The sequence below is a fragment of the Burkholderia sp. YIM B11467 genome (assembly GCF_052952715.1).
Map to the genome: position 1 here is coordinate 89,786 of NZ_JBQVSQ010000009.1, position 23,492 is coordinate 113,277.

General features: G+C 65.3%; 23 protein-coding genes. 5 read left to right on the forward strand and 18 right to left on the reverse strand.

The features are described from left to right. Positions 1 to 46: 46 nt before the first annotated feature. Positions 47 to 916 carry a helix-turn-helix domain-containing protein gene (locus ACTRWB_RS27665; RefSeq protein ID WP_446903704.1) on the forward strand — a complete coding sequence of 290 codons (870 nt, stop codon included), beginning with the start codon at positions 47 to 49 and terminating at the stop codon, positions 914 to 916. 56 nt (positions 917 to 972) lie between these two features. Here ACTRWB_RS27665 and ACTRWB_RS27670 read toward each other — a convergent pair whose 3' ends face one another. The 10 genes from ACTRWB_RS27670 to ACTRWB_RS27715 all read right to left on the reverse strand — a co-directional run bounded on the left by ACTRWB_RS27670 (position 973) and on the right by ACTRWB_RS27715 (position 12,531). Next, entirely contained in the window at positions 973 to 1,899 is a 927-nt protein-coding gene (locus ACTRWB_RS27670) for a fumarylacetoacetate hydrolase family protein (protein ID WP_446903705.1), read from the reverse strand. 48 nt (positions 1,900 to 1,947) lie between these two features. Beyond that, complete coding sequence (locus tag ACTRWB_RS27675) at positions 1,948 to 3,249, reverse strand: MFS transporter (protein ID WP_446903706.1); 1,302 nt, start codon at positions 3,247 to 3,249, stop codon at positions 1,948 to 1,950. Positions 3,250 to 3,343: 94 nt separating this feature from the next. Continuing rightward, on the reverse strand, positions 3,344 to 4,552 hold the full coding sequence (locus ACTRWB_RS27680; RefSeq protein ID WP_446903707.1) for an acetamidase/formamidase family protein: 1,209 nt from the start codon (positions 4,550 to 4,552) through the stop codon (positions 3,344 to 3,346). A gap of 35 nt (positions 4,553 to 4,587) precedes the next feature. Further along, on the reverse strand, positions 4,588 to 5,133 hold the full coding sequence (locus ACTRWB_RS27685; protein WP_446903708.1) for a GlcG/HbpS family heme-binding protein: 546 nt from the start codon (positions 5,131 to 5,133) through the stop codon (positions 4,588 to 4,590). A gap of 192 nt (positions 5,134 to 5,325) precedes the next feature. Further along, positions 5,326 to 6,456, reverse strand: a complete 1,131-nt coding sequence (locus ACTRWB_RS27690; protein WP_446903709.1) for a YncE family protein — start codon at positions 6,454 to 6,456, stop codon at positions 5,326 to 5,328. Positions 6,457 to 6,558: 102 nt separating this feature from the next. Beyond that, positions 6,559 to 7,662: a porin gene (locus ACTRWB_RS27695; protein WP_446903710.1), complete on the reverse strand. Its 1,104-nt coding sequence runs from the start codon at positions 7,660 to 7,662 to the stop codon at positions 6,559 to 6,561. 274 nt (positions 7,663 to 7,936) lie between these two features. Then, positions 7,937 to 8,944: an ABC transporter permease gene (locus tag ACTRWB_RS27700; protein WP_446903711.1), complete on the reverse strand. Its 1,008-nt coding sequence runs from the start codon at positions 8,942 to 8,944 to the stop codon at positions 7,937 to 7,939. Continuing rightward, positions 8,941 to 9,921, reverse strand: a complete 981-nt coding sequence (locus ACTRWB_RS27705) for an ABC transporter permease (protein WP_446903712.1) — start codon at positions 9,919 to 9,921, stop codon at positions 8,941 to 8,943. The genes ACTRWB_RS27700 and ACTRWB_RS27705 overlap by 4 nt, the downstream gene beginning before the upstream one ends. A gap of 2 nt (positions 9,922 to 9,923) precedes the next feature. After that, positions 9,924 to 11,429 carry a sugar ABC transporter ATP-binding protein gene (locus ACTRWB_RS27710; RefSeq protein ID WP_446903713.1) on the reverse strand — a complete coding sequence of 502 codons (1,506 nt, stop codon included), beginning with the start codon at positions 11,427 to 11,429 and terminating at the stop codon, positions 9,924 to 9,926. A 91-nt stretch (positions 11,430 to 11,520) separates the two neighbouring features. Continuing rightward, positions 11,521 to 12,531, reverse strand: coding sequence for a sugar ABC transporter substrate-binding protein (locus ACTRWB_RS27715; protein WP_412023930.1), 1,011 nt, complete (start codon positions 12,529 to 12,531; stop codon positions 11,521 to 11,523). Between the two features lie 382 nt (positions 12,532 to 12,913). Here ACTRWB_RS27715 and ACTRWB_RS27720 point away from each other — a divergent pair, with 382 nt between their 5' ends. Then, positions 12,914 to 13,978 (forward strand): LacI family DNA-binding transcriptional regulator, encoded by a 1,065-nt coding sequence (locus ACTRWB_RS27720; protein ID WP_446903714.1) that lies wholly within the window; start codon positions 12,914 to 12,916, stop codon positions 13,976 to 13,978. 43 nt (positions 13,979 to 14,021) lie between these two features. On the opposite strand, the gene ACTRWB_RS27725 is transcribed toward ACTRWB_RS27720, so the two are convergent. The 6 genes from ACTRWB_RS27725 to ACTRWB_RS27750 form a co-directional block, all read right to left on the reverse strand. After that, a complete protein-coding gene (locus ACTRWB_RS27725; protein ID WP_446903715.1) occupies positions 14,022 to 14,372 on the reverse strand; it encodes a cupin domain-containing protein in 351 nt (116 codons plus the stop codon). Beyond that, a complete protein-coding gene (locus ACTRWB_RS27730) occupies positions 14,369 to 15,346 on the reverse strand; it encodes a quinone oxidoreductase family protein (RefSeq protein ID WP_446903716.1) in 978 nt (325 codons plus the stop codon). The genes ACTRWB_RS27725 and ACTRWB_RS27730 overlap by 4 nt, the downstream gene beginning before the upstream one ends. 104 nt (positions 15,347 to 15,450) lie before the next feature. Continuing rightward, on the reverse strand, positions 15,451 to 16,332 hold the full coding sequence (locus ACTRWB_RS27735; RefSeq protein ID WP_446903717.1) for a 3-keto-5-aminohexanoate cleavage protein: 882 nt from the start codon (positions 16,330 to 16,332) through the stop codon (positions 15,451 to 15,453). 18 nt (positions 16,333 to 16,350) lie between these two features. Then, positions 16,351 to 17,100 (reverse strand): SDR family NAD(P)-dependent oxidoreductase, encoded by a 750-nt coding sequence (locus tag ACTRWB_RS27740; RefSeq protein WP_446903718.1) that lies wholly within the window; start codon positions 17,098 to 17,100, stop codon positions 16,351 to 16,353. 13 nt (positions 17,101 to 17,113) lie between these two features. Beyond that, complete coding sequence (locus tag ACTRWB_RS27745; protein ID WP_446903719.1) at positions 17,114 to 18,028, reverse strand: dioxygenase family protein; 915 nt, start codon at positions 18,026 to 18,028, stop codon at positions 17,114 to 17,116. Between the two features lie 270 nt (positions 18,029 to 18,298). Continuing rightward, positions 18,299 to 18,619, reverse strand: a complete 321-nt coding sequence (locus ACTRWB_RS27750; protein WP_412023923.1) for a hypothetical protein — start codon at positions 18,617 to 18,619, stop codon at positions 18,299 to 18,301. 282 nt (positions 18,620 to 18,901) lie between these two features. Between ACTRWB_RS27750 and ACTRWB_RS27755 the strand changes: the two genes are divergently transcribed. Together ACTRWB_RS27755 and ACTRWB_RS27760 are read left to right on the forward strand one after the other, a co-directional pair. Next, positions 18,902 to 19,783 (forward strand): LysR family transcriptional regulator, encoded by an 882-nt coding sequence (locus ACTRWB_RS27755; protein WP_446903720.1) that lies wholly within the window; start codon positions 18,902 to 18,904, stop codon positions 19,781 to 19,783. Positions 19,784 to 20,070: 287 nt separating this feature from the next. Continuing rightward, positions 20,071 to 20,280 (forward strand): DUF4148 domain-containing protein, encoded by a 210-nt coding sequence (locus ACTRWB_RS27760; protein WP_446903721.1) that lies wholly within the window; start codon positions 20,071 to 20,073, stop codon positions 20,278 to 20,280. A 91-nt stretch (positions 20,281 to 20,371) separates the two neighbouring features. Here ACTRWB_RS27760 and ACTRWB_RS27765 read toward each other — a convergent pair whose 3' ends face one another. After that, the gene (locus ACTRWB_RS27765; RefSeq protein ID WP_446903722.1) at positions 20,372 to 21,256 is read right to left on the reverse strand and encodes a LysR family transcriptional regulator; all 885 of its coding nucleotides are present in this window, start codon (positions 21,254 to 21,256) and stop codon (positions 20,372 to 20,374) included. Positions 21,257 to 21,333: 77 nt separating this feature from the next. On the opposite strand from ACTRWB_RS27765, the gene ACTRWB_RS27770 reads away from it, so the two are divergent. Beyond that, complete coding sequence (locus ACTRWB_RS27770; RefSeq protein ID WP_446903723.1) at positions 21,334 to 22,635, forward strand: aspartate aminotransferase family protein; 1,302 nt, start codon at positions 21,334 to 21,336, stop codon at positions 22,633 to 22,635. A gap of 102 nt (positions 22,636 to 22,737) precedes the next feature. On the opposite strand, the gene ACTRWB_RS27775 is transcribed toward ACTRWB_RS27770, so the two are convergent. Further along, positions 22,738 to 23,487, reverse strand: coding sequence for an SDR family oxidoreductase (locus tag ACTRWB_RS27775; protein WP_446903724.1), 750 nt, complete (start codon positions 23,485 to 23,487; stop codon positions 22,738 to 22,740). Between the last annotated feature and the right edge of the window lie 5 nt (positions 23,488 to 23,492).

Here is a 23,492-nt window from a genome sequence, read left to right on the forward strand (position 1 = left end):
TTATCGCGACGGCGCGCGCGCCGCGGCGATATCGGAGAAGGTGGACATGGTGCAAGCAGCAATGGAATCGGAAAAGCCGGTCTGGATTCTGCAGGGCGAATTCGGCCGCGCCACGGTGAACTTCATCAGCCGGCCGCTCGTCGCTCACGCGCACTCGCAATACCAGTTCCTGTTCAAGCTCGGCGGCAGCGACTGCGACTTCCGGATGGGTGGCGAGGACTGCACGCTGAGCAGCGACTCCGCCATCTGCCTGAACCCGTGGATCGAGCACGCAAAATGCGCGAACAAGGACACCCCGTCGCTCATCCTGTCGCTCGTGATCGAACCGCCGTGGCTGCGCAAACGGCTCGGCCTCGCGGACGGCAGCCCGGCCGACATCTTCCCGCGCAGGATCGTCGTCGTCACGCCGGACGTGCAGCATCACGTCGATCGCCTGGCGGCCGCGATCACCAATCATCTCGTTGCGCAGGACGCGGGCTGCTTGCCGATCCTCGAGGATCTCATCACCGCGCTCGGGCGCGATTTCGCCGATCCGGAGCTGACGACCCGCATCGCGCCGTCGACGCGCCCGGTCGACTTCAGAATCCGGAAGGCGCTCGACTTCATCAAGCGCACGCCGTCCGCCAACGCGACGGTCACGGAGGTCGCCAGCGAAGTCGGGTTGTCGAGGTCGCGTTTTTTCGAGCAGTTCCGGCGCTGCATGGGCATCTCGCCGCAGCACTACATCGACTGGGTGCGGATGTCGCACGCGATCCGGTTGCTCGCGGAGAGCGACCGGCCGCTCGCCGACATCGCAGACGAGCTCGGCTTCGAGGAGCACAGCCACTTCACGCGCTTCTTTGCGCAGCACATGGGCGTGCCGCCGAGCGATTTTCGCCGGCATTCGGTCACGCTCGATCTCGAGCGATTTGACTGACCGGCTCGGCCGGTCCGCCGCATGCGCGCGGAGCACGCATGCGGCGCAGGTCAGGCCTACAGGTCCGACGGATCGGCCATCACCGGATTGCCCAGCACGCCCAATCCTTCGATCTCGATTTCGACCCAGTCGCCCGGACGCATGTGCACGAGGCCCGGCGTCGGAAACGGTCCGTACTGTCGCGACAGATCATTCCCTTCGACGTCATCCGGTGCCGGCTTCAGCGCGCCCGGCGTCCCCATCGCGATCAGGTCGCCGGGTCGCAGCCGATAACCGCGGCTCAGGTAGCTGACCGTGCGCGCCACGTCGATCAGCATGTCGTCGAGCGGCGCACGCTGCCGGACGACACCATTGATGCGCGTGAGCACCGAATGCCTCGCCGGGTCGCCGAACTCGTCCGACGTCATCAGCCACGGGCCGTAAGACCCCGACGCTTCGAAGCATTTTCCGAGGCCGAATTGCCGGTTGTGCACCTGGTATTCGCGCACCGATCCCTCGTTCAGGCAGGTGTAGCCGGCGACGTAGTCCAGCGCGCGCTCGACCGGGACGTAACGCCCCGGTTTGCCGATGATCACCCCCAGCTCGCCCTCGTAATCGAATGCGCGCGCAACGGCTTCCGGCGGCGCGATGATCGGCTCACCCGCGCCGACGTACGACGCGGCCGTGCGCAAGAACAGGTGCGGATACTCGGGATTCGTTTGCAGGCCGGTCTCGGCGATATGGCTCTTGAAGTTCAGCGCGAGCGCCCACATCGCGTTCGGCCGGTCGAGGAACGGCTTCAACGTCACGCTCGACAGCAGCCGGTTGCCCGTCTTGCCGGCGACCGATACGCGTAGGCGTTCGAGCCCGTCGTCCAGCTCGAGGATGCCGATCAGCGTCGCGGGCAGATCCGGCGCAACTTCCGCGACGGGGACGAAATGCGTTTCGCTGGTGACGACGCCAAGCGCCGTGTTGCCCGCGTCCGAATAAGCAATGATTTTCATGATTGAGCGTGGTTCCGCTGATGTCGAAGAATAGGTAGGGAGAACGATTCAGTGCGCGATCGGCGCACCGTCCGCAACCGTGTCGCTGCCGGTCGCCCGGCGGCCGATGATCGTCAGCAAGCCGAGCGCGGCAATGGCGGCGATGGCCGGCACAACGGCAACGAGCACGATGTTGCGCGGGTCCCAGCCCGTCGCGAGCAGCGCGCCGCCGATCGCCGGGCCGACGAACGAACCGATGCGCCCGATTGCATGACCCCAGCCGACGCCGGTCGCGCGGATGCTCGGCGGATAGAACGCGACCGCCAGCGCCGTCTGGCCCATGATCCCGTTCACGAGCCCCGCGCCGATCACGCCGATCGACAACAGCACGATCGACGGCGAGAGCGCGGCCTGGCTCAATGCCGTAATGCTTGCGACCACACAAACGATCCCGACCACCAGCGCCGACTTCACACGCAATCTCCCGGCGACGGTCATCGCGGTGACCACGGCCGTCATCAGCAGGTTGCCGGTCAATCCGCCGACACTGAACGCGGCCATCCCGGCCGGTGCGCGTTCGAGCGAAAAGCCGAACGAGAGCAGCATGGTCGGAAGCCAGAACAACAGTGCGTAGACGTCCATGAAGATCAGGAACGAGAACAGCCAAAGCACGCTGGTATAACCCGCGCGACCGTTCGCGAACAGCGCGCGCACCGGGCTCGCCACCGGCCGTTCGCGGCTTGGCGTACCCGTTGGTGCGGCAGCAACATTGGGCAGCACCCGGAAGAACGCGGGGGCGACCACGAACGGCAAGATGCCGCCGATCAGGAACACCGCCTGCCAGCCGAAGTGATGCATCAGCGGGCCACCGACCAGCCCCCCGGTCACGGCGCCGACCGACATGCCGGTCGTCACCAGCACCGACGCGGCTACCTTGTGCTTGCCGCCGATGATCGCGGCCGACGCGGTGATCGCGATCGGCAGTGCCGCGCCGAGCCCGATCGCCGCCAGAACCCGCATGACGGACAGCAGCGCGACGTTGTGCGCAACCATGGTGAGCAACGTGCAGCCGCCGAACAGCATGACGCTGGCGAGCCCGACCGCGCGATGTCCGAAGCGGTTTGCCAGCGAGCCGGTGACGATGAAGCCGATCGCCGCGCCCACGTTTGTCGCGACGAATACCGGCGTGAATGCAGCCGGCGCGAGATGCCAGTCGCGGGCCAGTGTCGGAACCACGAACGATATCGACGTCGTGTTGAAGCCGTCGAGCACGACGACGAGAAAGCAGACAAGCAGCGCGATGGCGCGGCTCATGCCGCCGAGCGCCGCCGTATCGACGTCGGCTGCGGTGTTTCGATCCTTCAGTTCCACTTGACAACCTCCTGCGGCACGCACGTCCCGGTCCCCGCAAAGCATGGATCCGGACCGTGCGACCGCTCTTTCCAAAGCCGTGAAGAACGTGCGCTTACGCGCGCGTGTAGGCCGACAGGCGGTGCAGCATGTCGGCGGAGAAGATGTTCTTCGGCACCATGCAATGCACGCCCTTCGGCGGCTCCGTCTTGTAGACGGTGCCGGTCTGGTGCGCATACTGCGTGATCCGGAAGCTCCCGGCGACGCTCAGGATGCCGTAGCAGTCGACCGGCGCAATGCCGGTTGCCGCGGCCATCCAGCCGATCGTTTGACGAATGCATGCGACGAGCGCGTCGTCGAGGCTGTCGGCGAAGCCAAATCCGATCCAGTGCTCGGGGGTTTCGGCCATCGGGCCGTTGAGCGACGAGCGCTTGTGGAGCAGGAACTGGATCCGCATTTCCTCGAACGCGGATTCGATCGACGTCTGATCGATGTTGCCCTCGCCCGACGCGCCCATCGAGCCACCCGTCCACACGCGCGCCCCGGCAACTTGTACGGGCAGAAACACCGACGTGCCGACACCGAGCACCGCGCAGTCCAGGTTGCCGCCGTAGCTGCCGGCGAAGTTCGCGCTGATCACGTGGTCGCCGGGCGGCTGCGTGCCGAGATAGGCCTGGAACGGATTCAGCGGAATCTGCACGCCCGGTACGTACGACGCATAGGTACGCGCGTCGTCGAACTTCAGGTAACGGAGGTACGGACCGAAATCGCCCGGCAGTGCGCCGACACCCGGCGGCGCGGAGTTCCAGCCCCAATCGATCGGCCGCATCGACACCATCCGGCATTCGACGACATCGCCCGGCTCGGCACCGTCGATCTCGACCGGACCGATCAGCGAGAATGCGCCGTTCGGATATTTCTTGCGGATCGGCTCGCGCTCCTTGAAGCCCATCCCGTACTTCGCTTCGTTGCCCCAGTTGGTCCACGTGCCGTCGTACCAGACCGTGTCGCCGGACCGGATCGACACCGCCGCCTTCGCGTCCGGCGTCATCTGACCGACCTGCACCGTGTCCCACGACGGCACGAGCTTGACCGTCTTGCCGCCCGGCAATACACGCATCGTCGCTGCACGCGCCTTCGGGGCCGGCGTTTGCGCCCGTGCGATGCCTGCGGCACCTGCGACGCCCGCCGCGATCGCGCCGAAGCCGAGCTTCAGCATCGTGCGGCGGCATTGCGCGGTCCCGTCCATCGTCGTCGCGGCGCGCGTCGCCGTCTCGCTTGCCGGGGTGTCGCCCGGGTGTTCCATTTCCGTGTTGTGTCTCATAGTCTTCCAGACTGGGTTTTAAGGACAACGCGCGTTCAACGCGCGGATTGAGCGCCGAGCCCGGCTATCGCCTTCAGCACAACCTGATCGTCGATCTCGGAGGGCGCGCCGGCGGCGCCGATCGCACCGAGCAGATGACCGTTCATGAACACGGGGAACGTGCCGCGGCCGGGCAGAAACGGCGCGTAGTAACCGGCGCCGGACATGTTGCTGTACTCGGACGGATCGTCGCGGTAGCGATGTTCGAGCGTGACGCCGGATTGGCCGCCGAGCGCGACCGACGCAAACGCCTTGCCGCGTGCGAAGTCGACGCTCGAGAACGACGCGCCGTCCATCCGCACCGCGGCGAGCAGATGGCCGCCCGGGTCGACGACGGCGAAGCCCATCGCCAGATGCCGCGCCTTCGCGTCGTCGACCGCGAGCGACAGCAGTGCCTGTGTCTGTGCGTAGCTCAGCACGTAGGTCGGTATCGCTGCGTTGTCGCGTGCGTCTTCGGCGAACGCGGCGTGCATCGCGCCGGCGAATCCGGCCGCGACGGTCATCCGCTGCAGCAGCCACCGGGCCCGTAACCTGAATTTCACTTCCGTCTCCTGATTTCGCGTCACCCTGTACGCGTGAATTCCAGCGTACGTCCGGTCAAGCCGCGTCACTTAACCAGCCAGCCGCGCGATTTACCTTCCAGTCCGATCTTTCGGTTTCACGCAGCAGCGAACGTGCGATGGAAAAAAGCCGCGGGAGCCCATCTCCCGCGGAAAATCACCACACTGGAGTCGTTATTCCGTCGCGAACACCGCGATACCGGTTCCCGGGAACTGCGCGGACGACCCGGCACCGTACGGAACGAAAACGTGATGCGACGCACCGTCGACCGCGACCGAATGCGAGAACTTGCCGGTCGGCACGATCGCGACGAGGTTGCGGGTGCTGGCATCGATGATGCCGAGGGCCGGGTCGAACTTCGCATCCTTCGCGCCCACGCGCGACACGTTGTCCGCCGAGTGGTGGCCGCCGGCCAGGAAGTAGCGATTCGAAACCGGGTCGTAGGCCACCTCGTCGGCGCCGCCGAACGGCAATTGCGCGAGCGGCGTACCGTTGGTCCGGTCGATGATCAACGTCGTCTGCTTGCCGCCTTCGTCGGGATCGCAGCCGATCAGCGCATCGTTGCCCGGCCCGAGCGCGAGGCCGCTGGGGCTATCGCAGCCCTTCAGCTTCAGCGCGGCCTGAATGATCGGCTTGCCTTCGAGCACCGACTTCACCGGGATCAGGTCAACCTCGCCCTTGGGGTTGGCCTTGGTCCCGTCGTTGTTCAGCACGAAGTTGTCGTTCTTCGCGTCGAACTCGCATGCCTCGAGGCCAGTCGAATCCGCGATCGGCATCTTTGCGATCACCGAATGCGTATCGGTGTTGAAGAAGGTCACGAACGGGGGCTGTTCGGCGCCGCTCGCGAACATCGCGATATGGTGCTTCGGCGCGAGGCAGCCTTCGTCCACACGAATGCCCGACGAGCTGACGTCGATGCGCTTGACGAGCTGCTTCGACGCGACGTCGATTACCTTGACGGCGTTCACGTCGCCGACATACACCAGCGACGTGCCGGGAATCGGCAGCACGCCCGACGGGCCCGACTTTTCGTGCGTCGGGCCGATACCCGCGAAGTCGGCCTTGATCCGGTCGCGCAGCTGCATCGTCTTGGCGTCGAACACGTCGAGCGTCCCGTTCGCACCGTCGGCGAGGTAGTAGTTGCCATCCGATGCGGCGCTGATATCGAAACCGAACGACTTTTCGCTCGTGACCGGAATGGTCGTAATCAGCTTCGGACCGCCACCCGCGGCATCGGCACCCCACGCAACGGCGGCAGCCGCCGTCAGGCTCATCATTGCAAATGCGACATAGGCTTTTTTCATCTTTGACTCCTCCTGGTACTCATCGATAGATCCGGTACGAACCGGAATGCGTAGCTTTCGCGGCCTGCCGACACCGTGTCGGCCGACCGCCGTGCGATACGGTCAGAACGTGTGGGCGAGGCCGATCCGGACGTCCGCCTGATGGCCCGTCGGCGCCGGCGCGAAGCTCGCGCCGATCACGGCGTCCACACCTGCAGAAGCCTTCAGGTAGTCGGACGACAGGTAGACCGTGGTCCGCTTCGACAGCGAATACAGTGCCGCGGCCGTGACCTGGTTCCACGCGTGCGCTTCGAAGCTCGTGTGCTGATAACCGCCGACGAGCTGGAAAGCGGGCGTCACCTGCCACGTCGCGCCGCCTTCGTAGACGTTCATGACCGACTTCGCGCTCTGGAACTTCAGGACCGTATTGGTGTAGTCCGCGTACAGCGTGACGTCGCCGATCGCATACGACCCGCCGACGCCGAGCGTGCCGAGCGAACGGATCTGGAAATTCGGCGCCGTGTCGGTGACGCTGTCGCCCGACCCGGTTGCCACCGGCTGCCCGAAGAACGAATGCACGCCGATCTGCGCGTACGGATCGATCGTCGGCGTTGCGACGAACGTGTACATGGTTGCGAGCGTCAGCGGCCCGTTCGTGTACTGCAGGCCCGCGCTCCAGCCGCTGCCGTCATGGAAACTGCCGGGCGTGTTGCTGAACCCGTACATCGCGCCGAACTGGAATCCGCCCCACGTCGGGCTCATGTACTTGATCGAGTTCTTCAACCGGTCGTTGTTCGTGCGGTCGAAGTCGCCGAGGTGGATCGCATAACCGCTGCCGGCCGAACTCACGTTGAGCGGGGCCAGAAATTCGGCAGTGAAGTCGAACTGGTTGCCCAGCGTGATCGTCCCGTACGGCGTCTGCACGCCGACATACGCCTGTTGCCCGAACAACGTGTTGGGCTGGTTCAACTGCCCGTTGTTCAGGTTGAACAGCGACGCCAGCTTGAAAATCGCCCGATTCCCGCCACCCAGGTCTTCCGCTCCCGACATGATCCAGAGGTTCGGGAACAGCACGCCGCTGTCCATCTTGAAGTTGTGATGCCCGCCTTCGTTCGTCACGTAGGTCAGGCCGTTATCGATCTTCCCGGAGAGCGTGATGCTGCTCTGCGCGAAAGCCGATCCGCTGAACGCCACGCCGATCAGCGCCGCGATCGTTGCTTTCTTCATCTCCACCACTGTCTACCCCTCCATTTCAGTCTTTTGATACCGGATGTCCCTGAACGGAACGTCTTATTTAATATGTATGACTAAATATTTTCGGGTCATTTCGGCAATGAAAAGTCATGAAAGCCGAACTGATTTCCCGCCTGAACCGACCGGACGATTCCGGTCATTTCGATTTCATCTTAAGGACAATCCGGTCGGAGACCGTCGCCGAAGAGTCCCGCCGCTTGTCAAATCGTCTCTTTGTTTTCGTCGGTCAGGCGGTACGTCGGCACCGTCAGCCGACCCGCTCGACATGCCGGCGACCGAGCGCGTCGGTCAGCACCGCCACCAGCAGCACCGCGCCGACGACGAGCGGCTGCAGGTTCGCATTGAGGTTCAGCAGGTTCATCCCGTCGATCACGAGCGCCAGCGTCAGGCAGCCGAACAGCGTGCCGAGCAAGGTGCCGGTTCCGCCGAACAGCGACGCGCCGCCGATCAGGATCGCCGCGATCGCGGGCAACAGGATCGGGTCCCCCATCGCCGAATCGGCCGCATTCACGCGTGCGAGATAAACCACCGCGGCAATCCCGGCCATCAGGCCGCTGAGCGTATACACCGCGATCCGCCGCCTGCGCACCGGAATCCCGGACAGCCGCGCGACTTCCGGATTGGACCCGATCGCATAGATCTCGCGACCGACGTTCAGGCGCGCGGTGACGACCGTGCCGACGATCAACACGAGCAGCATCATGTAGACCGGAATCGGCACGCCCCACCAGAACCCGGTGCCGAGCGCGCGAAAACCGGCCGGGAAGCCGAAGATCTCGTTGCCGCCCATGTAGTGAAACGCGAGGCCCTGCACGACCCACAGCATCCCGTAGGTCGCAAGGAACGGCGGCAGCCGCAGGAACGTGACCGCCAGTCCGTTCAGCAGCCCGATCGACGCCCCGCACGACATCGAGACCGCGACCGCGAGCCACGGCGACACGCCGGCTTTCATCGCACCGGCCGCGAGACACGCGGACAGCGTGAGGTTCGCGGCAATGGACAGGTCGAACCCGCCGGACAGGATCACGATCGTGAGCCCCGACGCCAGCAGGAACATCAGGCTGGCCTGGCGCAGCACGTTCAGCAGGTTGGCGGATGTGGCGAAGCTGTCCGACGCGAACGCGAGCACGATCGCGATGACGCAGACAAACAGCGCGCGGCCGATCAGTGCGTTCGTGTCCTCGGAAAGCCGATTGCGGCGATTGAGGCCCGTGACGCGCGCCACCACGAACGGCGATTGATTCTGTGTACTCATGCTTGTGCTCCTGCGACACGAGATTTCCGGACGCTGTCGATGACGACGACCGCGAGGACCAGCAAACCGATCGTCACGACCTGCAGCGACGATTCGATTCCGATCAGGTTGAGGGCATTGCGCAGCACGCCGATCGTCAATACGCCGATCGCCGTGCCGGGTAACCACCCTTCGCCCCGTTCGAACGACGTGCCGCCGAGGACCACGGCCGCGATCGCATCGAACTCCATCCCGATCGCGGCATTCGGCTCCGCCGCATTCATGCGTCCGACGAGCAGCAGCGCAGCGAGGCCCGCGAACAGGCCGCTCATCACGTAGATCGCGACGTGATAAAAGCGGGCGCGCACGCCCGCCAGCGTGAGTGCGTCGCGGTTGCCGCCGATCGCGAACACGCAGGCGCCGAACCGCGTGTGATAAAGCAGCAGATGCGTGACGGCGTATGCCACGAGCGCGCAGGCAATCGGGAACGGAACCCCGAGCACCGACGACCCGTAAAGCGCGCCGACGGCCGGGTTCGCCACGACCACCGCGTTCCCGTCGGTCATCACGAGCGCGACACCGTGCGCGACGCCGAGCGTGCCGAGCGTCACGACGAACGGCGGCAGACCCAGCCGCGCAACCAGCGTGCCGTTCAGGAAGCCAATCGCGATACCGACCGCCGCGGCCGCGCCGAGCGCGACACCGATGCCGGTGCCCGCGCCGAGCGACATCGCGAACACGACGCCGCTGAGGCTCAGCAACGCGCCGACCGACAGGTCGAGCCCCTCGCTCAGAATCACCAGGGTCATCGGCATCGCGATCATCACGAGGATCGAGATCTGGAGGCCGATGTCGACCAGGTTCGCGCGCGACGCGAAACCCTGCACGCCGAACGTCGCCGCCGCGACCAGCGCGACACTGGCCCACACGATCGAAGGGAGCGGCCGTTTGGGCCGCGCCGCCGGATCCCTGCCATTGCTTTTCGTTTCATTCGACATCGTCAACCTCCGTGCATTGCCAGACCCAGAATGCTTTGCTCACTCAACCGTTCACGCGGCAGCTCGCCTGAAATCGCGCCGTCGCGCATCACGTACGCGCGGTCGCACACGTGCACGATTTCCGACAGCTCCGAGCTGATCAGCAGCACCGCCGCGCCCTCCTCGACCAGCCGCTCGATCAGATTGAAGATCTCGGTCTTCGCGCCGATATCGATCCCGCGCGTCGGCTCGTCGAAGATGTACAGGCGGCAGTTGGCGCTGAGCCACTTGCCGATCACGATCTTTTGCTGGTTGCCGCCGCTCAGGTTGCGCGCGCGTTTTGCCGGATCGCCCGGTGCGATCCGCAGCGTGTCGATCAGGTCGCGCGTCGCTTGCCGTGCGCGCGCCGGGCGATACCAGCCGGTCGGGAACAGGCGCCACAGACTCGACACGAGCAGGTTCTCGTGCACCGAACGGTGCAGCGCGAGGCCTTCCTGCTTGCGATTCTCCGGAATCAGAGCCACGCCGCGTTTGACCACCTGGTGCGGGCCACCCGACACCGCTTCGCCGAAGATCTCGACGCGACCGCCCTGGATCGCGTCGGCGCCGATCACCGCGCGCGCGACTTCCGTCCGCCCGGCACCGACCAGGCCCGACAAGCCGACGATCTCGCCGCAGCGCACCTGCAGGTCGACGCCGTTCACACCGGTCGACGTCGTCAGGTCGCGCACGTCGAGCGCAATCTCGCCGCACGCACCGAAGTAGCGACGCTGATAGACCGTGCCGACCTTGCGTCCGACCATCAGCGCGATCAACTCGTCGGGGGTCGCGTCGGCGGCCGGCATCGACGTGACCAGGCGGCCGTCGCGCAGGACGGTCACGCGATCGCCGAGATCGAACACTTCCTTCATCCGGTGCGAGATGTAGACGATCGCCACGCCCGCGTCGCGCAGGCGATGCACGACCGTGAACAGCGCATCGGCTTCCCGGTCCGAGATGGCGGCGGTCGGTTCGTCCATCACCAGCACACGTGCGTCGTGCGACAGCGCTTTCGCGATCTCGACCATCTGCTGCTGTGCAACGCCGAGGTCCGCCGCATGGGTCCGCGTGTCGTACGCGAGCCCGAGCTGCGCCAGCACGGCGGCCGCGTCCGCATGCATGCGCCGGTGATCGACGAGGCCGAAGCGGTTGCGCGGCTCGCGGCCGAGATAGATGTTCTGCGCGATCGACAGATGCGGCACGAGCGAGAATTCCTGGAAGATCACCGCGATGCCGAGGCGCTTCGCGTCGGCCGGCGATTCGATCGCGACCGGCGTGCCGTCGTAGTGGATCTCGCCGCTATCGGCGCGGTAAGCGCCGAACAGCACCTTCATCAACGACGATTTCCCGGCGCCGTTCTCGCCGAGCAGCATGTGCACTTCGCCCGGATACAACGTGAGGTCGACGTCGGTCAGCGCAGCCACGCCAGGAAAATTTTTGCAGATCTTGCGTAATTCGAGACGCGGAACGCGCCCGGTCGAGATTTCCATGTTCATCTCCATGGTGCTGTTCAGCGGACCGCCGTGCGTCAGGCCGCAGCCGGGCCGCCGACCCGCGATGCGGCCCGCCCGGCCGGCCGCGTCACTTGCTGGCCACGTCGCTCCACGCCGGGCATTGACGCTGATTGCCCGGTAGTTCGAACGGTGCGTAGTTCGTCTTGTCGATCACGATGCCCTTGATCAGCACCGTGTCGGGCACGGGCTCCTTGCGCAGCGTGCGGACCGCGGCCATCGTTGCGATGCAGCCCATCTTGAAGCCGTTGAATTCGGCGGTCGCAAGCAGGCGGCCTTCCTTGATCGCCTTCACCGATTCGGGCACGCCGCCGATACCGACGACCTTCACCTGCTTCTGGCCCGCCGCCTCGAGGGCTTCGATCGCGCCCATCGCCATCACGTCGGCGGCCGCGAGCACGCCGTCGATCTTCGGATTCGACTGGATCAGGTTCTCCATCACCTGCAGCGCCTGCAGCCGCTGATAGTTCGCCGGCTGCGACGCAAGCAAGTGAACGTCCGGGAATTCCTGCAGCGCCTTCCTGAACCCGCGCACGCGCTCGTCGCTCGTCGTCGAGCCCTTCACGCCTTCGAGGATCACGACATTGCCCTTGCCGCCGAGGCTCTTGAACAGGTATCGCGCCACGTCGAGGCCGAGGTTGTAGTCGTCCGCGACGACGACCGACGAAAACTTGCCGCCCGCCACGCGATCGTTGTAGTTGACGACCGGAATGCCGATCGCGTTGATCTTCTGGATCGCGGGCACGACGCCATGCGGGTTCACGCCCATGAACAGCACCGCGTTCGGCTTCTTCACGCCGACGTCTTCCAGTTCGCTCAGTTGCTCGCCGAGATCGTTCGGGCGCGTCGGCGCGTAGTGCGTGACCGACACGCCGAGCTGCTTCGCCTCGGCGTCGACGCCGGCGCGCACGAGCGCGAAATGCGGATCGACCTGGTTCTTGTAGAACGCGGCGATCGTTTCGTTCGCCGCCAGCGCGCTCGCGCCATGCGAGATGCCGATCACCGCCGCGGACGCGGCGACGATGCACATCGCGGCCCGCCTGCGTGCCGGCTTGCGCTCGGGTTTGAGGTTCGTCTCCATCCACTGGCTCCTGTCCGTCGTTCACGTTGGCCACGCCGCTGGTCGGCATGGCATCTGGGGCAATTCAATGCAACCGTTTGCATAAATTCAGACAAAAAAGTGGCCATGTAACGCGCCGGCGTTCCATGTCGCCCCTTTCAGTCGACCCGCATTTTTCCGGGTTTCTGCCCGTCAGACCGTCGATCGTTTACCCGGCACTGGCAACGCTTCGACCGACTGCATCATTCGTATGATTTACTTCAATGCAAACGTATGCATATCCTACCCAAGGGAATTACGCTGTCAATGAGGTTTAGTCCTGAAAACATTAGGGTTTCACCTGCAACATTGATCGCAACCCATTGCATCGATACAATCGGATCCCTATTCCCCGGCAGGTTCCATGAGCCAATCCTCCGAAGCACGCGGCACCGGCCGCGTCACGATTCGCGAAGTCGCCGCGGCGGCATCCGTCAATGCGTCGACGGTGTCGCGCGTGCTCAATCCGGCCACGCGCCACCTGATCGGCGATGAGGTCGTGCGGCGCGTGCTCGCCGCGGCCAAATCGCTCGGTTATCGCCAGAATCGGCTCGCCGCTGCGCTGCGCGGCGGGCAATCGAAGGTGATCGGCGTCTGCCTGCCCGACATCTCGAACCCGGTGTTTCCGCCGATGGTGTGCGGGATCGAGGAGGAGCTCGCGGCGGAAGGCTACGGCGTGCTGATCGCGAACATCGTCGGCAAGCCCAAGGATCAGGAGCGCATGCTCGAGCAAATGCTCGAGCGTCAGGTGGACGGGCTGGTCCTCGCGACCGCCGCACGGCAGGATCCGCTCGTACGACGCTGCATCCTCGATGGCGTGCCGGTCGTGCTGGTCAATCGCGGCGAGGAAGGCGGCCGCGTGCCCGAAGTCGTCAACGACGACTTCCTGTCGATGCGGCTCGCGGTCGAGCATCTGGTCGGGCTCGGCCATACCCGTATCGCACATCTGTCCGGGCCGGAGCGGCTGGCGACCGGCCTGTCGCGACTGCAGGGCTTCCAGATTGCCACGCAGCAGCACAGTCTGGCGGCGAATGTCGTCGTCGAAGCAAGCGAGTTCACGCGCGAGGCCGGGCGCGCCGCGTGCGCCCGATTGCTCGATGCGCATCGCGACGTGACCGCCATCATCGCGGCGAACGATTTGATCGCGCTCGGCTGCTACGACGTGTTTGCGGAACGGCGGATCAATTGCCCGAAGGACATCTCGGTGATCGGGCACAACGACATGCCGCTGCTCGACATGCTCAATCCGTCGCTGACGACGCTGCGAATCCAGCATCGCGAGATGGGCCGGCAGGCCGCACGCCTGCTGCTCGGCATGATCGCCACGCCGGGCAAGGCGCCGCTGCGCATCACGCTGGCGCCTGAACTGGTGGTGCGCGGATCGACCGGTGCACCTCGGGCCGCAGGCAGCCGGGGGCGCTCGAACTGACGCGCCGCTCCGCCGGGCGCCGGGCCCGCGGGCCGTAGCCAGGTTAGTCTTGCACAGGCCGCGCGAACGGCATCGCGAGCAAGATCTTCGCCGGACGTTCCGAGCGGTTGTGCAGCGAACGCCGCTCGTCCGGCGCGAGGCGGCACGAATCGAATTGCTGCAATTCGACTTCGACGCCGCCCACATTCACGCACACCTCGCCTTCCAGCACGACGTAATGCTTCTCGACGCCGGATCCGTCCATCGTCGTGTGCCCGCCCGGCTCGATCGTCGACACGCCGAGCCACAGCGATTCGGCCGGGCCTGCCTCGCGCCCTTGCAGGCGCACGCATTGCATCCCGAAGTGATTCGGCGGGAAGTATTCGGGTGCGTCGCGAAAACGCGTGACGTTCATGGCTTGAGCAGCACCCGGTTCGCGGTGCCGCCGAATACCGCCCGATACGCGTGCGCCGCGTCCGCAAGATCGAACACCGAGTCGGCATCGATCGGGAACGGCTTCAACGCACCGCGTTCGAAAGACGGCAACAACGCATCGAGAACGTCCGCGCAGTGCTGCGTGTCGAGCGCGAGCGTGTCGATCCCGACGTAGGTGTGCTGCCCGCGATAGAACGCGAAGATGTCGAACGGCACCGCACGCTCGATCGTCGAGATGAGAATCTGCGTACCGCGCACGGCCATCGCACGATTCGCACGCTCGAAGTACGGACTCCCGACCGTGTTGTACACGATGTTTGCGCCACGGCCGGCGGTCATCTCGAGCACGAGCTCGTCGAACGGCTCAGCGGACGCGTTGATCATCGTCACATCGGCGCTTGCGTGCCCGATATACGACGGATCGTCGCGCACGACACCGATCACTTCCGCCCCCGCCATGGTCGCCAGCTGGACGGTCGCTTGCCCGACCTTGCCGTTGGCACCCAGCACGAGCACGACGTCGCCGCGCCGCACGCCGCCGGCACGGTGCAAGCCCTCGAACGCGGTGACGAACGGCACGCCGATCGCGCCCGCCTCGTCCATCGTCAGGTTGGCCGGTTTCGCGCGCACGCTGTGCGCCGGCACGACGAGATGGCTGGCGTGGGTGCCGTCGCGACGGATGCCCAGTTCACCGCTGCTGCCCCAGACTTCCTTGCCGACCATCTCCGGCGGGCCGTCGATCACGCGCCCCGCGTAGTCTCGCCCCGGCGTGCGCGGCCATACCGCGTGCGGCATGAAACCGAGTACGGCCTTCACGTCGCTCGGGTTGACGCCCGCGCTCGCGATCTCGATCAGGCAGTCGGTCGTATCGACCTGCGGGACAGGCTGGGTGTCGATGCTCAGTGCGAGCGCGCTGATATCAGCGCTTTTCTGCTGGACGCGAATGCATTTCATGCTTGATGGTTTCCTGGAAAATGTCGATTCGGATGCGAGACGCGATGACCGTCGGGTCAGCGCGCATCGATCCGTGGCGTTGAATGTCGAACGTTGGGTTGCGTTCAGGACGAGAGGCCGAGGCTTTCACGCGCGTCGCGGCTGGTCGCGATCTCGCCACCGAGCAGCGTGACGATCTCGCGGGCCCGCGCGACGAGCGCCGCGTTGCTTTCGGCCAGCACGCCCTTCTCGATATAGATGTTGTCCTCGAGGCCGACCCGCACGTGCCCGCCCGCGAGCCACGCCTGCGCGACGATCGGGAATTCGAAACGCCCGACCCCGAACGCGGACCAGATCGCCCCCGGCGGCAACAGGCCGCGCGCATAGAGCAGCGTTTCCGGCGACGCCCCGAACCCGTACTTGACGCCGCTGACGAAGGTCCACAGCCCGGGGCCGTCGAGCACGCCGCTCGCGATGAGATCCCGCGCCAGATGGATATCGCCGGAATCGAAGATCTCGAGCTCCGGCTTGACGCCGGCCCGGCGGATCACCTCGGCCATCCGCGAGACGTTCTTCGGGGTGTTGATGACGACCTCGGCGCCCGAGTTCATCGTGTTCAGGTCGAGACTGCAGATGTCGGGTTTCAGCGCGAGAATGTGCTCCACGCGTTTCTCGGGCGGCAGCAGCGTCGTGCCCGGCGCGGCCACCTTGGGATCGTCGTCGCTCGGAATGAAACGTCCGCCCGGACCGGTCGTCAGATTGATGATGAGTTCGCGATCGACCGCGCGAATCCGGTCGATGACGTCGCGATAGAGTTCGAGCTCCATCGACGGTCTGCCGGTGGCCGGATCGCGAACGTGAATGTGCACGACGGCGGCGCCGGCCTGCGCGGCTTCGAGCGACGCATTCGCGATCTGCTCGGGCGTGACCGGCAGGCCCGGATGCTGGTCGGGTCGCGTGATGTTGCCCGTGACCGCGCACGTAATGATGGTCTTGCGAGGATGCATCGGAAAGTCTCCAGGCAATCAGTTCAGCCGGCGGCCGCCGTCGACGACGATCGTCGTGCCGGTGCTGAACGTCAGCGTCGTTGCGCACGCAACGATGGCGGCAGCAACATCGTCCGGCGCGCCGATCCGCCGCAGCGGCGTCGTCGCGGCGGCCTTCTCGTTGAAATCGTCGCCGCGCCCGGGAACGAACTGCGTATCCACCACGCCGGGCGACACGTTCACGACCCGAATGCGCGGCGCAAGCGCGCGACCGAGCGACAACGCCATCACGTCGAGGCCCGCCTTGGCCGCGCAGTACGCGACATTGCTGCCGTTGCCGGTCGTGCCCGCGATGGACGACACGTTGACGACGAGCCCGTCGCCCGATTCGTCGAGCAGCGCACGGAATGCCCGGATCGCCGCGAACTGGCCGCGCCAGTTGACCTTCATGATCTCGTCGATCAGGTCGTCGGTCAGCGCGTCGAGGTCCGCATGACGAACCGGCTTCGTGAAGCCGGCGGCATTCACCAGGATGTCCGCTCGCCCGTAACGCTTGCGCACCTCATCGGCGAGCGCGGCGAGCGTCGCGCTGTCGGTGATCGTCGCGAGCGCGCCCGAATGCCCTTCGCCGGGCAGTTTGTCGGCGATGCGCTGCGTGGCGTCCAGGTCGCTTCGTCCGACCACGACAACGCGCGCGCCCGCTTCGGCGAAATGCAATGCAGTCGTGACGCCGATCCCGCCGGTGCCGCCGAGAATGACCGCGACTTTCTCGTTCAGGTTGCGTGACACTGTCCCCTCCTGTTCAGTCGATGGGCGGCGTCGGGTACGTCGGCGTACCGTCGGCCATGACGAATTCGAAATCGAGCGTGTAATACGCTTCGACGGTTTCCGCGTGCGGCCCCGTCTGCGCGTCATGGCGCTCGAAATTGCCGACGAGGCGACGATTCACGCCGAATACGACGTCCGAGTCGAGATGCTCCGAATCATCGGCAAACACCTGCGACACCAGCGTCGCATGACCTTCCGCGACGATCACGAAGTGAATGTGCGCGGGCCGGTACGGATGGCGGTTCTGCGCCGCGAGCAGCGTGCCGACGGGGCCATTGATGGGCACCGGGTATCCGGCGGGGCGCACGGTTTTGAAGTCGAACCACCCTTGCGCATCGGTATGAAAGCGGCCGCGCAGGTTGCGGTCGGGCTGGCTCTGATCCTGGTTCTCGTAGAGCCCGACGGGCGATGCCTGCCAGACGTCGACCATCGCGTTCTTCACCGGCCGGCCCGACACGTCGACGACACGGCCGCGCATGAACAGCGGCGAACCGGGCGACCCCGGGCTTGCGATCGACTGGCCGTTTTCGTAGGCCGGCGAACCGCCGCGGTAGAACGGCCCGAGCAACGCGCCCGGCGTGCGCTCCGTCGCGTCGGAATTGTTCAGCAACGCGACGAGCGTCGAAAAACCCAGCACGTCGGACAGCAGCACGACCTCGTTGTGCCGCTCGTTGCACGCGTGCCCTGCGGCACGGATAAACGAGAGGCCACGCTCGAACTCCTCGTCGGTCAGCTTCACCTGCTTCAGGAACGCGTGCCCGTGATCGACCAGCGCGTTGACGATCTCCTTCAGTCGAGCGTCCTGAGTCCCCGCCATCGCCGCCTTGACGATCGCGGTAACCGACGCGGGATCGTCGGTAATCGCACTTGCAACCGCATCTTCCGCCATGATTTCCTCCATGCAACCGTTTGCATAAGTTGATGCAATAGTACTCGCCGGCCAGCCGTGAAGGATAGAGCGTTAACCCTGAATCAGGCGAATTTTACGGAGGATATGGATATCATGCGAAACGCAACCGTTTGCACGAAACTGGCTCAAAGAGATGAGCGGTGCCGACGATTGCATGCTGCGGGTGCGTGAGAGCGCGCCTGGACATACGGCAAGACGCCGTGACTCGCCCCGCGCCGAGCTGGGGGCGCGGGGCGTAACGCTGGATCGTTACTGCCCGGGCGGGGTCGAGTCGTCGGCGCCTTTCTGGGCGGCGGCTTTGTGCTCTGCCCTTTGGAGGCTCTGAGGATAGTGATCGTCTTTGCTCACGCGATAACCATTCTTCTCGAGCGTGCTCAGCTCCTGGTTCCGTTTGACCCGAGCCGCTTTGCGTTGCGCCTTGCGTTGCGCTTTCAGCGCCTGCTTCGACGTCGGGGCGTCGGGGGTGGCCGATGTTCCGTCCGCATCCTGCGCGTACGCGACCGGCGCACCCAGCAGCACGACTCCCGTCAGGACTGCGAGCACGAGCGGCGCCAAGCTGGACTTCTTCATGTGATTCTCCTTTTTTCGTCGATGATTGAATGACAGGGTTCTGCGTGCCGTCGCCATTTCGACTGATATCGATCATGGCTTCATCCGATTCACGCCCTCCACAAGTAACACGACGGCAAAATGATTTTTCTTAAGACACCTGAATTCTCCTGATCGATCAAGCAAACGATATGGCCATTTAATCGAACGCATAGCACGCTGTATGGCCTGCCGCGAATGGAACGCGAAAAGCAAAGCAAGCGCGTCGGGCATACACACGTTATTGCACTGAGGAAAGGGGTCATGAAGCTGTCACTCGAAGCCATCGAGATACTGGATGCGATCGACCGGACCAGCACGTTCGCCGAGGCGGCGACGATGCTGCATCGCGTGCCGTCGACGCTCAGTTATCTCGTGCAAAAAATCGAGAGCGACCTGGGGGTCGCGCTGTTCGATCGCAGTGGCCGCCGTGCGCAGTTGACGCGCGCGGGGCGCGTCGTGGTCGAGGAAGGCCGCCGGCTGCTCGTCGCGGCCGAGCAACTCGAGCGGAAGGCGCAGCGGATCCACGATGGCTGGGAGGCCGAGTTGCGCGTATGCGTCGACGAAATTCTCCCGTTCGCAAGATTCTGGCCCTACGTGCATGAGTTCGACGCGCTCGCGATGGACACGCGTTTGCGCCTGTCGACCGACGTGCTCGGCGGCACCTGGGATGCGCTGGTGTCGAGGCGCGCGGACCTGGTAGTCGGGGCGACGGGCGAGCCGCCCGCGCTGACGGACATCGTCGCGCGCCCGATCGGCACGCTGCGTTATGTGTTCGCGGTGGCGCCGCATCACCCGCTCGCGAAGATGCCGGAACCGATTACGCTGCAAGTCGTGACGCAATATCGCTGCGCCGTGGTCAACGGCCCGTCACGTGAACCTTCTCAACCCTGTCTCGCGGTACCAACCCTTGCAGCAAAGCTCGCGGCGCAATGCGAAGGGCTCACCGTCGGCACGCTTCCCGCCAGCATCGCGGCCCGCGCGATCGACGAAGGCAGGCTCGTCACGCGCCGCGTGACCGGGATGCGCGAAACGGCCGAGTGCTACCTGGCATGGCGCGACGACGAAGCCGGACGCGCGCTGCAATGGTGGCGCGAGCGGTTCGACCACCGGGATCTGCTCGAACGATTCATTGCGCAAAAGTAAAGGTTGGGATTACCCGTCAAGCAAGACATCTTCGCGCAAACGACTCCCTGTCATTTTTCCTCTTTGATACTTCGAACATTTCGAATCAATAGATCGACTTTTTCGAAATGACATTCCGGAAACCTAAATTAATGTTTTAAGCAATAATGTTTTACCAGCACGCGGATGCGGTCTCGGCTACACTGTTCTTACCGGTAGCTGACAAAGAGGTTGGAAGCGCCGTGCATAATCCGCATCCGAGGTAAATCGTTATGGAATCCTTGATTAAAGCAATAGCAATCTGCGTGATGATCGCCGTTCCCGCCGTGTCGTTCGCTCAATCCGAGCAGCCGGCGAAGACCCGCGCGGAAGTCCGCAAGGAACTCATTCAAATCGAAAAGGCGGGCTACAAGCCGTCGATGGCAAGAAGTACGCAGTTCCCGGAAAACCTGCAGGCGGCCCAGGCGCGCGCCGCGGCGATGAACAACCCGAACACGGGCAACGGCCCGGCACAATGAGCGGCTCGTCGCTGTCCGGCGGCACCACGCCTTCCAATACGCAATAGTCTGACGTTCGGCCCGCCGGCGCTCCCTGCGGCGGCCGAGCCCCTCACAGCAGCGGCAGCGTGAGCCGGATATGCTCGGCGAACGCCGCCGTCAGATGCGACGGCCGCTTCCGGTCAAATTTCAGCGTGATTCCTACAGCCGGCAACGGCGGCAACCGCGGATCGCCGTTGACGATCGCCAGGTCGGCCGGCACCGCCGTCTGCGTCATCACCGCGAACGCCTGCCCCGAACGTACCAGCGCGATCAGCCCCGCGAGACTGCTGCTCGCATACGCGACGCGGTAATCGCGACCGGCGCGGTTCAACGCTTCGCACGCCGCGATGTGATCAAGCGTATCGCGATCGGACAGCGCGAGCGGCAGCGGATCGAAATGCGCGGGCTCCAGCCCCGGGTAGCCGATCCAGACCAGTTGCTCGCGGCGAATGATGTCGTCGTTCACCCCATCGTCCGGCAATGAAATCATCGCGAGATCGACCGCGCGCTTCTCCAGGTGTTCGAGCAGCCGCGGCGTCGGCCCACAGACGATTTCCACGATCGCCTGCGGATGCTGGCTCGAAAACTGCCGCAGCAGCGACGGCAGAAACACCTCGGCGTAATCGTCCGGGCAGCCGAACCGAATGGTGCCCGACAACCCCGTGCCGCACAGGTCGGCCATCGCCTCGTCGTGCAGCCGCAGGATCCGCTGCGCATGCACGAGCAGCCGCTCGCCCGGGTGGGTCAGCACCACGCCGCGGCCGGTGCGCTGGAACAGCGGCTGGTCGACGATATCCTCGAGCCGCTTCATCTGCTGGCTGAGCGCAGACTGCGTGCGCCCGACGCGCGCGGCCGCGCGGCTCAGCGCGCGCACCTCGGCGATCACGACGAACGAACGCAGCAGGTCGATTTCAAGCGAAAGCCCCAAGGTATTAGCCCCTTTTCTAGCTCGCATAAGAACTATTCGTTTCCATCAAACCAGACGCGCGCCTAGACTGCAAGCGATCCCTGCCCCTTGCCCGGAGACGCCCGATGTCCCTGAACGACGACGCAACCTTCTGGCACAACGCCAGGCAGCACCTGGTCCGCTACGGCGGCACGTTCGAGCCGATGATCATCGAGCGCGCAAAAGGCAGCTTCGTCTACGACGCGGACGGCCGTGCGATCCTCGATTTCACGTCGGGGCAGATGAGCGCGGTACTCGGCCACAGCCATCCGGAGATCGTCTCCGTCATCAGCGAATACGCGGGCAAACTCGACCACCTGTTCAGCGGGATGCTGTCGCGGCCGGTCGTCGACCTCGCGACGCGCCTCGCCGACATCACGCCGGACGGGCTCGATCGCGCGCTGCTGCTCAGCACCGGCGCGGAATCGAACGAAGCGGCGATCCGGATGGCGAAGCTCGTCACCGGCAAGTACGAGATCGTCGGCTTCGCGCAGTCGTGGCACGGGATGACGGGCGCGGCCGCATCGGCCACCTACAGCGCCGGCCGCAAGGGCGTCGGCCCGGCCGCCGTCGGCTCGTTCGCGATTCCCGCGCCGTTCACGTACCGGCCGCGCTTCGAGCGCAGCGGCACCTACGACTTTCTTGCCGAACTCGACTATGCGTTCGACCTGATCGATCGCCAGTCGAGCGGCAACCTGGCCGCGTTCATCGCGGAGCCGATCCTCAGTTCGGGCGGGATCATCGAGTTGCCGGAAGGCTATATGGCAGCGCTCAAGCGCAAGTGCGAAGAGCGCGGCATGCTGCTGATCCTCGACGAAGCGCAGACCGGCGTCGGACGCACCGGCACGATGTTCGCGTGCCAGCGCGACGGTGTGACGCCCGACATCCTGACGCTGTCGAAGACGCTGGGTGCCGGGCTGCCGCTCGCGGCCATCGTGACGTCCGCGGCGATCGAGGAACGCGCGCACGAACTCGGCTACCTGTTCTACACGACGCACGTATCGGATCCGCTGCCGGCGGCCGTCGGCCTGCGCGTGCTGGACGTGGTGCAGCGCGACGGGCTCGTCGCGCGGGCCAACGTGATGGGCGACCGGCTCCGGCGCGGCCTGCTCGACCTGATGGAGCGGTTCGACTGCATCGGCGACGTGCGCGGACGCGGGCTGCTGCTCGGCGTCGAGATCGTCAAGGATCGCCGGACGAAGGAACCGGCCGACGGACTCGGCGCGAAGATCACGCGCGAGTGCATGAACCTCGGCCTCAGCATGAACATCGTGCAGTTGCCCGGCATGGGCGGCGTGTTCCGCATCGCGCCGCCGCTGACCGTCAGCGAGGAAGAGATCGACCTCGGCCTGTCGCTGCTGGAACAGGCAATCGCACGCGCGCTGTAACGGCGCGTGGTAACGCCCTTCCCCGCATGACGCGATCCGTCGCGCCGGTTTGACCGACCGGCACGACGGAAACGCAAACGTGTCGTCCGGATTCCCGCCCGATCAGCGCACTCCGGCCGCCCACGCCTCCGCATCCGCGCCGGCCGGAATACGCATCGGGCTCGACGGATCGGTCGCCGCACGCCACACCGCTTCCGCGACATCCTGCGCATGGGTGACCGGCCCCGACGGATCGAGCATGCGCGCGACCGCCTGCCCGACAAACTCCGCATACGCCTCGTGTTCGAAGCCGTGCATGTGCGCCCGCGCGTTGTCGCCGAAACGCGTGTCGGGCGCGCGGCCCGGCAACACGAGATGCGTGCGCACGCCGAACGATTCGAGTTCGACCGCCATCGATTCGGTGAACGCATTGACCGCCGCCTTGCTGGCCCGATACGCGCTGACCAGCGGCAGCGCCTTCAGCGTGACGCTCGACGTGACGTTCACGACCACGCCGGCTCCGCGCCGGCGAAACTGCGGCAACACCGCCTGCGTGACCGCGATCGTACCGATCGTGTTGGTCTCGAACAGCGCGCGCACCGTATCGAGCGGCGTGAGTTCGGCCGGCGCGGCCGCGCCGAAGCCCGCGTTATTGACAAGCACGTCGATCGGGCCTGCCGCGTCGATCGCCGCGCGGATGCTGTCCGCGTTCGTCACGTCGAGCGCCAGCACGCGCAGGCGTTCGGACGGCGGCAACACGTCCTCGTGCGGCGTGCGCATCGTCGCGACGACCTGCCAGTCGCGGGCGAGGAAATAGCGGGCGATTTCGAGGCCGAAGCCGGAGGAACAGCCGGTGATCAGTACGGTCTTCATGCGAA